12 protein-coding genes and 1 pseudogene are annotated in these 13263 nt (G+C 70.1%); 3 read left to right on the top strand and 10 right to left on the bottom strand.

The window, feature by feature from the left end; translation table 11 throughout:
* Window positions 1–11: 11 nt before the first annotated feature.
* Window positions 12–1445: a mannitol dehydrogenase family protein gene (locus tag ACT009_RS09850; RefSeq protein ID WP_445190917.1), complete on the bottom strand. Its 1434-nt coding sequence runs from the start codon at window positions 1443–1445 to the stop codon at window positions 12–14.
* Entirely contained in the window at window positions 1442–2917 is a 1476-nt protein-coding gene (locus ACT009_RS09845; protein WP_445194056.1) for a UxaA family hydrolase, read from the bottom strand. Before ACT009_RS09845 ends, ACT009_RS09850 begins: the two co-directional genes overlap by 4 nt.
* Window positions 2918–3058: 141 nt before the next feature.
* Here ACT009_RS09845 and uxaC point away from each other — a divergent pair, with 141 nt between their 5' ends.
* Together uxaC and ACT009_RS09835 are read left to right on the top strand one after the other, a co-directional pair.
* Entirely contained in the window at window positions 3059–4498 is a 1440-nt protein-coding gene (gene uxaC / locus ACT009_RS09840; protein ID WP_445190916.1) for a glucuronate isomerase, read from the top strand.
* Window positions 4495–5511, top strand: a complete 1017-nt coding sequence (locus tag ACT009_RS09835) for a sugar kinase (RefSeq protein ID WP_445190915.1) — start codon at window positions 4495–4497, stop codon at window positions 5509–5511. Before uxaC ends, ACT009_RS09835 begins: the two co-directional genes overlap by 4 nt.
* 136 nt (window positions 5512–5647) lie before the next feature.
* Here the strand turns inward: ACT009_RS09835 and ACT009_RS09830 are convergent, their stop codons facing one another.
* From ACT009_RS09830 to ACT009_RS09820, 3 genes are all read right to left on the bottom strand, one after another.
* Window positions 5648–6808 carry an alpha-hydroxy-acid oxidizing protein gene (locus ACT009_RS09830; protein ID WP_445190914.1) on the bottom strand — a complete coding sequence of 387 codons (1161 nt, stop codon included), beginning with the start codon at window positions 6806–6808 and terminating at the stop codon, window positions 5648–5650.
* 74 nt (window positions 6809–6882) lie between these two features.
* Window positions 6883–8667 carry a hypothetical protein gene (locus ACT009_RS09825; RefSeq protein ID WP_445190913.1) on the bottom strand — a complete coding sequence of 595 codons (1785 nt, stop codon included), beginning with the start codon at window positions 8665–8667 and terminating at the stop codon, window positions 6883–6885.
* The gene (locus tag ACT009_RS09820) at window positions 8664–8918 is read right to left on the bottom strand and encodes a hypothetical protein (protein WP_445190912.1); all 255 of its coding nucleotides are present in this window, start codon (window positions 8916–8918) and stop codon (window positions 8664–8666) included. Before ACT009_RS09820 ends, ACT009_RS09825 begins: the two co-directional genes overlap by 4 nt.
* Before the next feature lie 92 nt (window positions 8919–9010).
* Here ACT009_RS09820 and ACT009_RS09815 point away from each other — a divergent pair, with 92 nt between their 5' ends.
* Window positions 9011–9415, top strand: coding sequence for a hypothetical protein (locus ACT009_RS09815; protein ID WP_445190911.1), 405 nt, complete (start codon window positions 9011–9013; stop codon window positions 9413–9415).
* A gap of 55 nt (window positions 9416–9470) precedes the next feature.
* Here ACT009_RS09815 and ACT009_RS09810 read toward each other — a convergent pair whose 3' ends face one another.
* The 5 genes and pseudogenes from ACT009_RS09810 to flgG form a co-directional block, all read right to left on the bottom strand.
* Complete coding sequence (locus ACT009_RS09810) at window positions 9471–9908, bottom strand: hypothetical protein (protein WP_445190910.1); 438 nt, start codon at window positions 9906–9908, stop codon at window positions 9471–9473.
* Window positions 9909–10186: 278 nt separating this feature from the next.
* Window positions 10187–11071 carry a flagellin gene (locus tag ACT009_RS09805; RefSeq protein WP_445190909.1) on the bottom strand — a complete coding sequence of 295 codons (885 nt, stop codon included), beginning with the start codon at window positions 11069–11071 and terminating at the stop codon, window positions 10187–10189.
* 205 nt (window positions 11072–11276) lie between these two features.
* Window positions 11277–12023, bottom strand: a pseudogene (flgH, locus tag ACT009_RS09800) (flagellar basal body L-ring protein FlgH).
* A 16-nt stretch (window positions 12024–12039) separates the two neighbouring features.
* Window positions 12040–12468 carry a flagellar basal body P-ring formation chaperone FlgA gene (gene flgA / locus ACT009_RS09795; protein ID WP_445190908.1) on the bottom strand — a complete coding sequence of 143 codons (429 nt, stop codon included), beginning with the start codon at window positions 12466–12468 and terminating at the stop codon, window positions 12040–12042.
* Complete coding sequence (gene flgG / locus ACT009_RS09790) at window positions 12465–13253, bottom strand: flagellar basal-body rod protein FlgG (protein ID WP_445190907.1); 789 nt, start codon at window positions 13251–13253, stop codon at window positions 12465–12467. The genes flgA and flgG overlap by 4 nt, the downstream gene beginning before the upstream one ends.
* Between the last annotated feature and the right edge of the window lie 10 nt (window positions 13254–13263).

The following is a 13263-nucleotide window of genomic DNA, read 5'->3' as shown; positions in this document are numbered from 1 at the left end:
GCCGCGATCGGTCAGCCGATCAGCAGGATGTTCCAGTCGCCGCGTTCGGCGGCGGCGGCAGCGGTCTTGACCGCGGCGAGCAGCGCCGGGTCGTCCGCGACTGCGCGCGGCATGCCGATATCGGCGGCGACCAGCCGGTCGACCACGTCCGCCGCGCTGCCGTCGCCCGCAAGCGTTGCCAAGTCGTGTGCGGGATCGACGATCGGGGTGCCCGCCCGCGACTGGCGCATGATGAACGCGACCCAACAGCCGAGCGCGGCGACGACATGGCCGGGGATGCGCCCGACCGCCCGATTGGCGAGCAGCGTGTCGCCGAGCCGGTAGGGCAGCTTCTGCGATCCGTCCTGCGCGATCTGATCGAGCCGGTGGACGATCGCTGGGTTACGGAACCGATCGAGCACCGCGGCGCGATAAAGGTCGAGATCGAGCCCGCGGGTGGCGGGCAGCATCGGGATGATGTCGCGGCGGATCATCGCGTCGACGAAGCCCGCCAGCGCGGCGTCGCGCATCGCCGCTGCGACGCTCGCATGGCCGCGCAGCAGCCCGGCATAGGCGAGCGTCGAATGTGCGCCGTTGAGAATGCGGAGCTTGGCCTTTTCATAGCCGGCGACGTCGTCGGTGACGATGGCGCCCGCGGCGGCGAGATCGGGGCCGAGCGGACGGCCGATATCCTCGATCACCCATTGCGCGAAGGTCTCGCGCTGGACCGCGGCGCGATCCTCGACGCCGAGCGTCGCCGCGACGTCGGCGTAGAGCCCGTCGTCGGAGGCGGGGGTGATCGAATCGACCATCGTCGAGGGCACCCGCACCTCGGCGGCGATCCAGTCGGCCAGCGCCTGGTCGCGCGCGGCGGCGAAGGCGATCAGCGCGGCGTGGAGCTTGACGCCGTTATTGGCGAGGTTGTCGCACGGCATCGGCACGAACGGCGCGATGCCCGCGTCAAGACGCGCGGCGAGGCCGGCGACGATCCAGCCGATGACGCTGCGCGGCACGTCGGCATCCGCCAGATCGTGGACGATGTCGGGATGGGCGAGATCGAGGCTGCCGTCGGGGGCGAGGCAATATCCCTTTTCGGTGACCGTCGTGGTCACCAGCAGAACCGCGGGATGCGCGAGCAGCCGGTGGGTCTCGGCGGCGTCTTCCGGCCCCAGGAAGCGGCGGTGCGCGGCGATGATCCGCATCGACGACACCGCATCGCGGATCGCCAGCGTGTAGAGCCCGTCCTGCGCGGCCAGCGCGTCGATCGTGCCGCGGGTGCGCAGCGACACCGCGGCGATGCCCCAGCGCGGGTCGTGCGCGAGCACGCGATCGATATAGTCGGCCTGGTGCGCGCGGTGGAACGCGCCGGGGCCGAAATGCACGATCCCCACCGCGTCGGACGCCGGCCGGTCGCGGACGATGGGTGCGGGCAGGTCCGCCAGCGTATCGACCGACAATCGCTTCACAACGTCACTCCTCGTTTCCAGATCGCGATCTCGCGCTCGCCGTTGCGCTCTGCCGCGGTCTCCTCGCCCGACGCTACCGCGCAAATCCGGGCGAGCAATGCATCGGTGGTCCTGTCGAAACCATCCACCAGCACCGCGCCGGCGTCGAAATCGATCCAGCCGGGCTTGCGCGCGGCGAGATCGCTGTTCGACGCGATCTTCACGGTCGGCACCGGGAAGCCCATCGGCGTGCCGCGCCCGGTGGTGAACAGGATCGCGGTCGCGCCCGCCGCGGCGAGCGCGGTCGACGACACCGCGTCGTTGCCGGGCGCCTCGAGGATGGTCAGCCCGTCCTGCGTCACGCGGCGGCCATAGCCGATCACGTCGGCGACCGGCGACCGCCCCGCCTTCTGCACCGCGCCGAGCGACTTCTCCTCGAGCGTGGTGATGCCGCCCTCGACATTGCCGGGGGAGGGGTTCTCCGAGATCGGCTCGCCATGGTCGATGAAATATTGCTTGAAGCCGTTCACCACGCCGACGATCGCGTCGAACACGTCGGCATCGGCGGCGCGGTTCATCAGCGTGCGTTCGGCGCCGAACATCTCGGGGATCTCGGTGGCGACGACGCGCCCGCCTGCGGACGCGATGCGGTCCGCGATCCGGCCGACCAGCGGGTTGGCGGTCAGCCCCGACAGGCCGTCCGACCCGCCGCACTTGACCCCGAGCACCAGCTTGTCGAGCGCGACGGTGGTGCGCGGCGTCGCCGCCCGCTCGGCCAGTTCGGCGACCAGCGCGCAGCCCTCGGCGACTTCGTCGACGCTGGTCTGCGCCACCAGCGTGCGGATCGCGCCGTGGCGCCAGGCGGGGATCTCCGCCATCAGTGCGGCGAGCTGGTTCTCCTCGCAGCCGAGCCCGATGATCAGCACGCCGCCGGCATTGGGATGGCAGGCGAGCGACGCCAGGATCGAACGGGTGCCGCCGAGATCGTTGCCGAGCTGCGAACAGCCATGCGGATGTGCGAAGGCGTGGACGCCGTCGACCTGCCCGGCGACCGCCTCCGCCGATCGCACGGCGATCCGTTCGGCGGTGCGCGCGACGCAACCGACGGTCGGTAGAACCCAGATCTCGTTGCGGGTGCCGACCCGGCCGTCGCCTCGGACATACCCGCCAAAGGTCGCGGGATCGCGAGCAGTGATCCAGGGTGCGGTGGCGACGGGTTCGTAGCGATAGTCGAGTGTGCCGCCGAGGCCGGTGGCGACGTTGTGCGAATGAACGTGCTCGCCGATTGCGATCGGCTGCCGCGCGACGCCGATCGGAAAGCCGTATTTGACCACCGCCTCACCCGCCGCGACCGGCACCAGCGCGACCTTGTGGCCGCGCCCGATGTCGGCGGTGAGCGTCACCGCCTGTCCGCCGACCTCGATCCGGTCGCCCGCCCGCGCATCGTCGAGCAGCGTGGCGACGCTGTCACCGGGATCGACCTGCACCGCCATCACCAAGAAAGCTCTCCCATCCGCGCCAGCGCTGGCACGTTGGCGCTGCATGCGCGATGTAGAGGGCGGAGCGCAAGCCCCGCGGGCTGGTCGTCGGCGATTCGCGTCGGTATGGCGGGGCGGAAACTGGAAGAGGATTCGATGAGGCCGCTGTCGCTGCACCCCGATCGGCTGTTCCCCGCCGACCCGACCACCCGGTCGATCGCTCGCGCGCTGTATGCGGAGGTCGGCGCGCTGCCGATCATCAGCCCGCATGGCCATGTCGATCCGACCTGGTTCGCCGACAACGCCAATTGGCAGGACGCGACCAGCCTGCTGCTCGCGCCCGATCACTACATCTATCGCATGCTCTACAGCCAGGGCGTCGATCTGGACGCGCTCGCGATTCCGCGGCGCGACGGCACGCCGGCGACCGATCCGCGTGCGGCGTGGCGGTTGTTCGCGGATCACTATGCGCTGTTCCGCGGCACGCCGTCGCGGCTGTGGCTCGATCACGTCTTCGCCGAGGTGTTCGGCATCGACGTGGCCTTGGACACGGCGAGCGCGGACCATTATTACGACACGATCAACGCGGCGCTGGCGACCCCGGCGTTCCGGCCGCGGGCGTTGTTCGACCGCTTCCGGATCGACTTCCTCGCGACTACCGAAGGCGCGCACGACGACCTCACCGCGCATCACCGGATCCGCCAGTCGGGCTGGCCGGGGCGGGTGGTCACCACCTATCGCCCCGACGGCGTGATCGATGTCGAGCACGAGCTGTTCACGCCGGCGATGGCCAAGTTCGCGGCGCTGACCGGCGAGGACGTCTATGACTGGCGCGGCTATCTCGCCGCGCACCGCAAGCGCCGCGCCGACTTCCGCGCTGCGGGCGCCACTGCGACCGACCACGGCCATGCGACCGCCGCCACCGCGAACCTGTCGCCGGTCGAGGCCGAGGCGCTGTTCGCGAAGGTCACCCGCGGCGACTGGACGCCGGCGGATGCGGAGCTGTTCCGCGCGCAGATGCTGACCGAGATGGCGGCGATGTCGGTCGAGGACGGCATGGTCATGCAGATCCACCCCGGCAGCCGTCGCAACCACAATGCCGGCCTCTATGCATCGCATGGCCGCGACAAGGGCGCGGACATCCCCGGCCGCACCGACTATGTCGACGCGCTGAAGCCGCTGCTCGACCGGTTCGGGACCAGCACCGATCTGTCGATCATCCTCTTCACGCTCGACGAAAGCGTGTATTCGCGCGAGCTGGCGCCACTGGCGGGCCATTATCCATGCCTGAAGCTGGGGCCCGCCTGGTGGTTCCACGACAGTCCCGAGGGCATGCGCCGGTTCCGCGAGACGACGACCGAGACCGCGGGCTTCTACAACACGGTCGGGTTCAACGACGATACCCGCGCCTTCCTGTCGATCCCGGCGCGCCACGACGTCGCGCGGCGGATCGATTGCGGGTTCCTCGCGCGGCTGGTCGCCGAGCACCGGATCGAGAATTGGGAGGCGGTCGAGCTGGCGCACGAGCTGACCAGCGGGCTGGTCCGGCGCGCCTATCGGATCGACGAGCCGGTCGGCGCCGCCCAGGCCGCATGACCATGCCGAAACAGCTGCTCGCCTTCGGCGAGATCATGTTGCGGCTCTCGCCCCCCGGGCGCGAGCTGTTGCTGCAATCGCCGCGGTTCGACGTGTGGGTCGCCGGTGCCGAGGCCAACGTCGCGACGCAGCTGGCGCGGCTCGGCCAGGAGGTCGCGTTTGCGAGCGCGGTGCCCGACAACGATCTCGGCCGGGCCGCGATCACGACGCTGCGCGGCCACGGCGTCGACGTCCGCGGCATCCGGACCTCGGGCGAGCGGATGGGGCTGTATTTCGTCACCAGCGGCGCGGGGCTGCGCGCGACCGAGGTGATCTACGACCGCGCCTGGTCGTCCTTCGCCGAGGCGCCGGCCGACGCGTGGGACTGGCCGGCGCTGCTGGCGGGCGTCGATCGGCTGCATCTGTCGGGCATCACCCCCGCGCTCGGCCCGGTGCCGGCGGCGAGTGCGCTCGCGGCGGTCGAGGCCGCGACCGCGCACGGCGTCGCGGTGTCGTTCGACGGCAACTGGCGCGGCAAATTGTGGGAGCGGTGGGATTCGGACCCGCAGACTATCCTGACCGGGATCGTCTCGCACGCCGACCTGATGTTCGGCAACCACCGCGACATCGCGCTGCTGCTCGGCCGGGACTTTTCGGGCGAGGCGGAGGATCGTCGGCGCGAGGCCGCCGAAGCCGCCTTCGCCGCCTTCCCGCGCCTGCAGACCATCGCGTCGACCGCGCGGACGGTGGAGCATGTCGACCTGCACCGGCTGTCGGCACGGATCGATACGCGGACGGGCGCGGTGCAGACCGGCGAGGTCGTGCTCGCGGGGATCGTCGACCGGATCGGCGGCGGGGACGCGTTCGCGGCGGGAGTGCTCCATGCACTGCGCAGTGGCGGCGACAGCGAGGCCGCGGCACGGACCGGGCTGGCGCTGGCGGCACTGAAGCATTCGCTGCCGGGGGATGCGAGCCTGTTTCGGCAGGCGGATATCGATGCGTATCTGGCGGGGGGGCTGGACGTGCGGCGGTAGGAGTGGCGTTGCTGCTAGAAGCGACCGTGGCGCAGACGCACAAGCGTTTTTGTGTCCCCGCGAAGGCGGGGACCCAGTACTGGGCTCCCGCCTTCGCGGGAGCACAATCGGAGGCGCGGGACGAGCTTGAAAAGCCCTACTGCCGCATTACCCCCGCCGCGCGGACCGCGGCCAGATCGGGATATCCGTTGACCGCCATCAGCAGGTCCGCCTCCGCCAAGATGCAGCGCAGCACGTGGGCGCAGCCCTCGGCGCCGTCCAGCGCGAGCCCGTACAGATAGGGCCGCCCGACGCCGACCGCCGTGGCGCCCATCGCGAGCGCCTTCACCGCGTCGGTGCCGCTACGCACGCCCGAATCGAACAGCACCGGGACGTCGCCCGATGCCGCGACCACATCGGCGAGCAGGTCGATCGCGGCGATCCCGCCATTGGCCTGGCGCCCGCCATGGTTCGAACAATAGATCGCGTCGGCGCCGCTATCGACCGCGCGGCGCGCGTCGTCGGGATGGCAGATGCCCTTCAGGACGATCGGCAGCTTGGTCAGTGAGCGCAGCCACGCCATGTCGTCCCAGGTCAGTACCTTCCCGAAGGTCGCCGCCCAGGTGCCGATCGCGGCGCGGGGATCCTCCTCGGGCGGCGTGGCGAGCAGGCTCCGGAAGACCGGATCGACGAAGTAGTTCTGCAGCACATGGCCGCGCAGCTGCGGGAAATTGGCGGTGTTGAGATCGCGTGGCCGCCATCCCGTCACCCAGGTATCGAGTGTGACGACGATGGCCTTGTACCCTGCCGCCTCCGCGCGTGAGACCAGGCTGGCGGCGAGGTCGAGGTTCTTGGGGGTGTAGAGCTGGAACAGCGCCGGCGTGTCGCCACAGGCGCGTGCGACATCCTCGAGCGGATCGTTCGATAGCGTCGACGCCACCAGCGGCACCCCGGTCGCCGCCGACGCGCGCGCCGCGGCGATGTCGCCGTGCGCGTCCTGCGTGCACATCCCCGTCACCCCGATCGGGCTCATGAAGATCGGGCTGGGCAGCGTCATCCCGAACAGCTCGATCGACAGGTCCCGGCGTGCGCAATCGATCATCATCCGGGGGACCATGCCCCAGTGGCGGAACGCCTCGGCATTGTGGCGTTGGGTATGTTCGTCGCCGCACCCGCCCTGGACATAGGTCAGCACCGAGGTGGGCAGCGCGGCGCTGCCCTGGCGTTCTAGCGTGGCGAAATCCACCGGCACCTTGGGGACTACGCCGCTCAGCCCGGCGCCGTAGATGCTGGTCTGGTAATCGCCATAATGGGGCATGGACGGTCTCGCGGGCGGGGCAGGGGTGCGGACTGTCGTCCGGGTGCGCGCGGAAGTCGAGCCTTCACATATCGTCAGCCGGGCTTGCGTTCCTGCGCGGCATCGCCCGCCGCGATCAGGTCGCCGATCTCGCCCGCGGGGCTCGCCGACGGCAGCGATGCCAGCGCGTCGCCGAGCGCCGCGGGATCGATCGCGCCGATCCGATCGGTCAGCATCGCGAAGGTCGCCGCGCTCGGCAGCGTCGCGAACGAGCGGGCGTAGCGGACGTTGAGCTGCGCCAGGGCGTCCTCCCGGCCGAGCATCGCCAGCGCGATCGCATGACGCAGGATCACCGCTTGCGCGACCTCGTCGAGCGTGTCGCCCCGCGGCAGCGCGGGCGCGGTGGCGGCATAGCCTGCCCAGTCGCGGGCGCGCCAGCGGATCTCGGCCCGCAGCGCATCGCTGCCCGCGACGTCCTGGATCGTCGCGAGCGCTTCGTCTGGCTTGCCGAGCAGGTCGAGCGCCACGGCCTCGATCCGCCGCCGATCGGCGCGCATCGCGGGCGGATAGGCTGGCGCGTCCGTACGGCGCAGCGCGTCGATCGCCTTGTCGGGCTTGCCCGCGAGGATGAAGAGGCTGGCGACGCGGATCGACAGCGGACCTTGCTCGATGTCCTCGGCGCGCGCGGTCATGCGGTATTGGAGCAGGTCGGCGGCGCGGCCGTAGAGCCCGACCGCCTGGAGGCGCGAGGCGAGCATCTCGACGAGGCGATCGCCTTCGACGCCGCTCGGCATCAGGTCGCGATAGGCCCAGAACAGCCCCGCGCCCTGCGCCAGCGACACCGAGGTGCCGGGCGATAGCGCCCTGTTGAGCTGGAATTGCAGCATGGCGGTGAGATTCCCGGTCTCGGTGCCGTTCTGGTAATAGCGGAACAGCACGCCGCCCGCGGCCAGTGCCGCAGGAGCATCGCCGATCCGGTCGGCGAGGCGCATCGACAGCCACAGCGCACGACGCTCGACCTCGCCGCCGCGCCAGCCGAAGCGCAGCGAGTCGAGCTGCTGCAGCGCCGCGGCGGGAGCGATCGCATTGGCCGCGACCGCGCCCTCGATCAGCGCGAGCCGCGCGGCGGCGCGCTGTTCGGGGTCGCCGCGCAGCACCACGCGGTCGAGCAACATCCGCCCGCCCTGGCGATCACCGAGCGCGGTCGTCGCGACCCCGCGCAGCAGATTGGCCGCGACATCGCCGGGCGGGAGCGCGTTCAGCCACGCCAGCGCGGGGCAATAGCGTCCCGCCGCGACCGCCGCGCTGCCGGCCGCGAGCAGGAACGGGTGGCGATCCGCGGGGGCGCGCGCGTACAAGGCGGGCATCGCGCAGCGCAGATGTGCCAGTGCAGCGGCGCCGAGCCCGGCCTCGGCCAGCGCACGCATCCGCCAAAGGCACGCCTCCGGATCGCCGATCAGCCGGTCGTCGGCGAGTGCCGCGATTGCGTCGTCGGGGCGCCGCAGCAGCGTCAGCGCGGCGCCGCGCGCGCGCCGCCAGGCGGGCACCAGCGTGAGATCGGGGTCGTCGGTCGCCATCACCTCGATTGCGCCGAGCGCGTCGCTGCCGCGTCGTGCGCCGATCAGGCTCAGCGCGTAGGTCCAGCGGGAGGATTGGCGTGCGGCGGCGCCACCGACGAGGTTGGCGCGCCACGCGGCGGCTTCGGCGATCCGCGGCCAGGCCGATGTGCCGATCGCCAGCGGTCGGTCGATCAACACCGCGGCGAAGCCGGGCATGCGCGCACGCGTGATTGCCGCGGCAGGCGAGGGCGGCGGCGGAAGCGACACCGCCGCGGATGGCGCCACTGCCGCCAGTGCCAGCGCGGCGGCGGCGCGGATCATGATCGAGTCAGCAGCGCGACGAGGATGCCGCCGCCGCCCGCGGCCAGCAGGAAGAGCGCGCCGAGCGCGAGCGTCATGCCCGCGCGCGCGTCGGCGATATCGGCGGCGCCGCCGGTGGTGGTGGCATCGACCGGGGGGTTGCCGTCGATCACCGCGACCGCGGGGGAGCCGCCATCGCGGCGGCGACGCCGGCTGGGGGTGCCCGCATTCTGCACGACCCGGACACGGGGTGGTTTCTGATCGTGGCTCATCGCGCTCCGCGTCTCCCTCTGCCCGCCTATTATAGGAGGGAGCGACGCCGCCCGTCGGGGGCGGCCGGTTTCGCGTCGATCGGAGTAGTTGCATGCGCCCGCCCCTCTATCTCGCCATCGCCGCGGTCGTCGCGTCGCAGGGCGGCGGCGCGGTCGGCGCCGAGGGTGGCGAGGCCGAGGCCGCACCGGTGTTCCTGTTGCCGATGGCGCCGCTCGACGTGCCGATCGTCGAGGGCGACCGATCGGACGGTCGATTGCGGCTGAAGCTGGTGCTGCGCGCGGCCGACGCCGCCGATCTCGAGCGGCTGCGCGGCGCGCTGCCGGCGTTGCGGGAGACGACGCTGGCGACCGCGAGCGAGTTCGCGCGGCTCTATGCGACGCCGTTCGCGCCGGTGAATGCGCGGTTGCTGGCGCGCGACATGACCGAGGCGCTACGTGGGCGCGACGCGACGATCAGCGCAGTGCTGCTGGTCGAGGTCGCGGCGGTCCGCGCCTGAAAGTCGCCGAAATGCGCTCCTCGGCGCATTTCCGAACGGACTCCGAGCGGCAGATTCAGCGAAGGTCGAGCATCGTCCCGGTCGCGGCGGGCATGCCGCGCATCGGCGGCTTGCCCTGCGGTTCGATGTCGTGGACGCGGGACGGGGCGATCGCCTGGTTGGTCTCGAACGCGAAGCGCTCGCGCCGGGCCTCCTCGCGCCGGGCCTCGACGTCGTGCCGCGTGCTCGGCGGCAGATCGTCATGGGCGGACGGCGCCGGATCCTGGACGATCGCGATGTCCAGCCCGTGGATGTCGCACCCGCCGAACCGCTCGGGCTGCATCAGCAGCGCCAGGCAATCGTCGATCTGCGGCGCGTCGATCGGGCCGATCGTCTCGATCACGTCGTCCATCGTCATGTAGGGAGAGTTCATGGCCAGCGCGGCGGCCGCTGCCCACAGGGCGGACGGGTCTGTGATCGCCAGCGAAAGGGTCAGCCGATAGCGGGTCTCCACGATGATCTCTCCCAAGGTAAATACCTGCCATTGCTGGATTGTCGTGGGCTGTCGCCTCTTCAAACCGAATTGGATGTATTTACAGGTGAACTTTATTATTTACTAGTGATAGTAATGTGGCTTCATGAAATCATTTGCAACCGCGATCACGTTACCAATGTTGTAAATCGTGCAAACGATTGATGTAAATTAGAAAAAAGAACCGGGATGAGCATCGCTCACCCCGGTTCTCCCCGTCCCGCCGACGTCTGGGGGGTGCCGGCGGAGCCGGCGAGCCCTTAACGGAAGAGCGAGATGATCGTCTGCGGCGCCTGGTTGGCGATCGACAGTGCCTGCACGCCGAGCTGCTGCTTGACCTGCAGTGCCTGCAACCGGGCCGATTCCTTGGCCAGATCCGCATCGACGAGATTGCCGATGCCGCTTTCGATGGTGTCCGACAGCTTGCTGGTGAAGACCAGCTGAGCGTCGATCTTGCGCGATGCCGCACCGAGCGTGCTCATCTTGGTGCCAAGCTTACCGGACAACACGTTGAGCGTATCGACCATCTTCGCCGCATCCGCGGCGTCGGCGATCTCCGAATCCTTGCCCAGCAGGCCGTCCGTTGCCGTGGTCGCCTGGGTTTCGGTGGCCGGCAGATCGAGCGCCAGATTGTCGACGGTCAGGGTATCCGCGACATAGGTGTCGGCAGTAGCTGCCTTCATGTTCGCCAGCGACTGGATCGCGCTGACGCTGCCGCCGGACGTCTTCAACAGGTTGGTGCCGTTGAACTCCGACGAGTTGATGATCGTCGAGATCTGATCGCGCAGATTCTTGAACTCGTTGTTGTAGGCCTCGCGGGTTTCGGTGCTGACGATACCCGTGTCCGCGGCCTGCTTGGCGAGCGTCTTCATCTGGTTGACGACATCCGAGATCTGCTCGACGCCGGCGACGGCGACATCGGTAACGCTCTTGGCGCGACCGAGCGACGACGTAACGGCCTTCAGGCCGCCGAGATCGCCGCGCAGGTTCTGGGCGATGGCGAACGCCGCCGAATCGTCCTTCGACGAAGACACGTTCAGGCCGGTGTTGATGCGGCTCTGCACGGTTTCGAGCTGGCGATTGGTCGCATTGAGCGACTGGAGGGCAGCGGCGGCGCCGATGTTGGTGTTGACGGACAATGCCATGGTGATCGTTCCTTCAAGTAAGCGCAGCCGCTTCTGCGGCCGTGGGCCCATCCGGGGACCCACCCGACCCGCCGGAACATCCGACGCGTCCCTCATTCTGGGAAGGAAAGCGGAGCGGCGGTCGCGGAGACGATTATTTTGATGGTGAACAGGAGGTTAGGGGCTTTGGGTGCGTGGAAGGAGCCCTCCCCCCGGGCGCTGCCCCTCAGAACGGAAACAGCGCGTCGTAGATCTGCTGGCCCCAGCGCGCCTGTTGCGCCTGGGTGAGTTGCCCGCGGCCGCCATAGCTGATCCGGGCTTCGGCGATCTGGCTGTGGCGGATGCTGTTGTCGCGGGCGATGTCCTGCGGGCGGATGATGCCGCTGACGATCAGTTCGCGCAGCTCGTAGTTGACGCGGATCTCCTACCGGCCGCGGATCGCGAGGTTGCCGTTGGGCAGCACGTCGGTGACGATCGCGGACATCGTCATGTTGATCGTCTCGCTGCGGCTGATCGTGCCGCTGCCGGTATATTGCGACGCCGAGTTCGTGGCGGCGAGCTTGCCCGGATCGCCGGGCAGGACCTTTTCGAGCCCGAGCAGCGCGGTCACGCCCGCGCTCTCGTTGCCGCCGCGGGTGCGGGCGGTGGTGTTGCCGATGTCCGCCTTGTCGGCGACGTTGATGCGTACCGTGACGATGTCGCCGGTCCGCGACGCGCGCTGATCGCCCAGGAACGCGCCGGCGCCGGCGCGGAACAGCGAGGCGCTGGGCTCCGCGGCCTGCGGCGTCACCGCGCGGCGGCGCTGGGTGCCGCTCGCCTGGCCGATCGAATCCTCGATCTCGGGGGAAAGCACCGCGTCCGCCTGGGTCAGCGGCGGCGCCTTGCCGATCTGTTTCAGCCGGCCGACCGTGCCGCAGCCCGACAGCAGCACCGCCCCCGCGCCGACCGCGAGCCAAGTCGATGTCTTCACCATGATCGTCTCCGAATGGTCAGGGCGTGCCGAGCCGGACCGCGCCGCTGCCCTCGACCACCGCGTCGAAGGTGCGGTTGGTGGCGGTCGCGACGACGCGGACGAGATCGCCCATCGCGCCGGCATTGAGCGCGCGGCCGGCGGTGGCGATCAGCAGGCCGCGGGCGCGCAGGTTGATGACGACCGGTTCGCCGCGCCGCACCAGCCGCGGCGTGATCGTGTCGCTCGCGCGTACCACCGCGCCGGCGGGCAGTGCGCGGACCAGCTCGCGTCCCGCGGCGCGCGTCGCACTCACCGCGCCGATCGCGAGGCCGGGCGCGCGCGGCGTCGTCTCGAAGTCCGACACCGCCAGCGTCTCGCCGCGCTCGACCGGGCGGACCAGCACCGCGACCTCCGCCACCGCGGGCGGCGCATCGGCGGCGAGCAGCAGCGCGAGCAACGCGATCATCGCAGCTGGCTCGACGTCGCGAGCATCTCGTCGGCGGTCTTCACCACCCGGCTGTTCATCTCGTAGGCGCGCTGGGCGGTGATCAGCGAGGTGATCTCCGACACCGGGTTGACGTTGGAGCTCTCGATGAAGCCTTGCAGCGTCGTGCCGAAGCCGGGTTGGCCGGGGGTGGCGACGGTGGGCAGGCCCGACGATCCGGTCGGCATGAACATGTTGCCGCCCTGCGCCTCCAGCCCCGCTTCGTTCACGAAGGTCGCCAGCTGGAGCTGGCCGACGGTCTGCATCTCGTTGGCGCCGGCGAGCTTCACCTGGACCTCGCCGGTCTTGCTGATCGCGACGTCGACCGCCTCGGGCGGCACGATGATGCCGGGTTCGATCGGGTAGCCGTCGGAGGTCACCAGCTCGCCCTGGTCGGACAGCTGGAACGCGCCGTCGCGGGTATAGCCGATCTCGCCGCTCGGCATCGTGACCTGGAAATAGCCGCGACCCTCGATCGACAGGTCGTAGCGGTTGCCGGTCTGGCTCGCCGATCCCTGTTCGATGATCCGGTAGATCCCGCCGGTCTTGACGCCCGAGCCGATCTGGATGCCCGCGGGCACCTTGTTGCCGCTGTCCCCCGCCGCCGCGGAACCGGGCCGGATCTCCTGCTGGTAGAGCAGGTCCTGGAACGCCGCGCGCTGGCGCTTGAAGGCGGTGGTGTTCATGTTGGCGATATTGTTCGAAATGACGTCGACGTTGGTCTGCTGGGCGAGCATCCCGGTGCTGGCGATGGAGAGCGAACGCATGGCGGGGCCT

This window comes from Sphingomonas sp. Tas61C01 (assembly GCF_052567495.1).
Note: the sequence above shows the minus strand (reverse complement) of the source record. Positions and strands in the feature narration are given on the sequence as shown.

Coding starts and splice junctions, on each gene's coding strand:
- ACT009_RS09805 (WP_445190909.1), bottom strand. CDS start 11,071: ATGGCATTGTCCGTCAACACCAACATCGGCGCCGCCGCTGCCCTCCAG.
- ACT009_RS09845 (WP_445194056.1), bottom strand. CDS start 2,917: ATGGCGGTGCAGGTCGATCCCGGTGACAGCGTCGCCACGCTGCTCGAC.
- ACT009_RS09835 (WP_445190915.1), top strand. CDS start 4,495: ATGACCATGCCGAAACAGCTGCTCGCCTTCGGCGAGATCATGTTGCGG.
- ACT009_RS09825 (WP_445190913.1), bottom strand. CDS start 8,667: ATGATCCGCGCCGCCGCCGCGCTGGCACTGGCGGCAGTGGCGCCATCC.
- flgA (WP_445190908.1), bottom strand. CDS start 12,468: ATGATCGCGTTGCTCGCGCTGCTGCTCGCCGCCGATGCGCCGCCCGCG.
- ACT009_RS09820 (WP_445190912.1), bottom strand. CDS start 8,918: ATGAGCCACGATCAGAAACCACCCCGTGTCCGGGTCGTGCAGAATGCG.
- uxaC (WP_445190916.1), top strand. CDS start 3,059: ATGAGGCCGCTGTCGCTGCACCCCGATCGGCTGTTCCCCGCCGACCCG.
- ACT009_RS09830 (WP_445190914.1), bottom strand. CDS start 6,808: ATGCCCCATTATGGCGATTACCAGACCAGCATCTACGGCGCCGGGCTG.
- flgG (WP_445190907.1), bottom strand. CDS start 13,253: ATGCGTTCGCTCTCCATCGCCAGCACCGGGATGCTCGCCCAGCAGACC.
- ACT009_RS09815 (WP_445190911.1), top strand. CDS start 9,011: ATGCGCCCGCCCCTCTATCTCGCCATCGCCGCGGTCGTCGCGTCGCAG.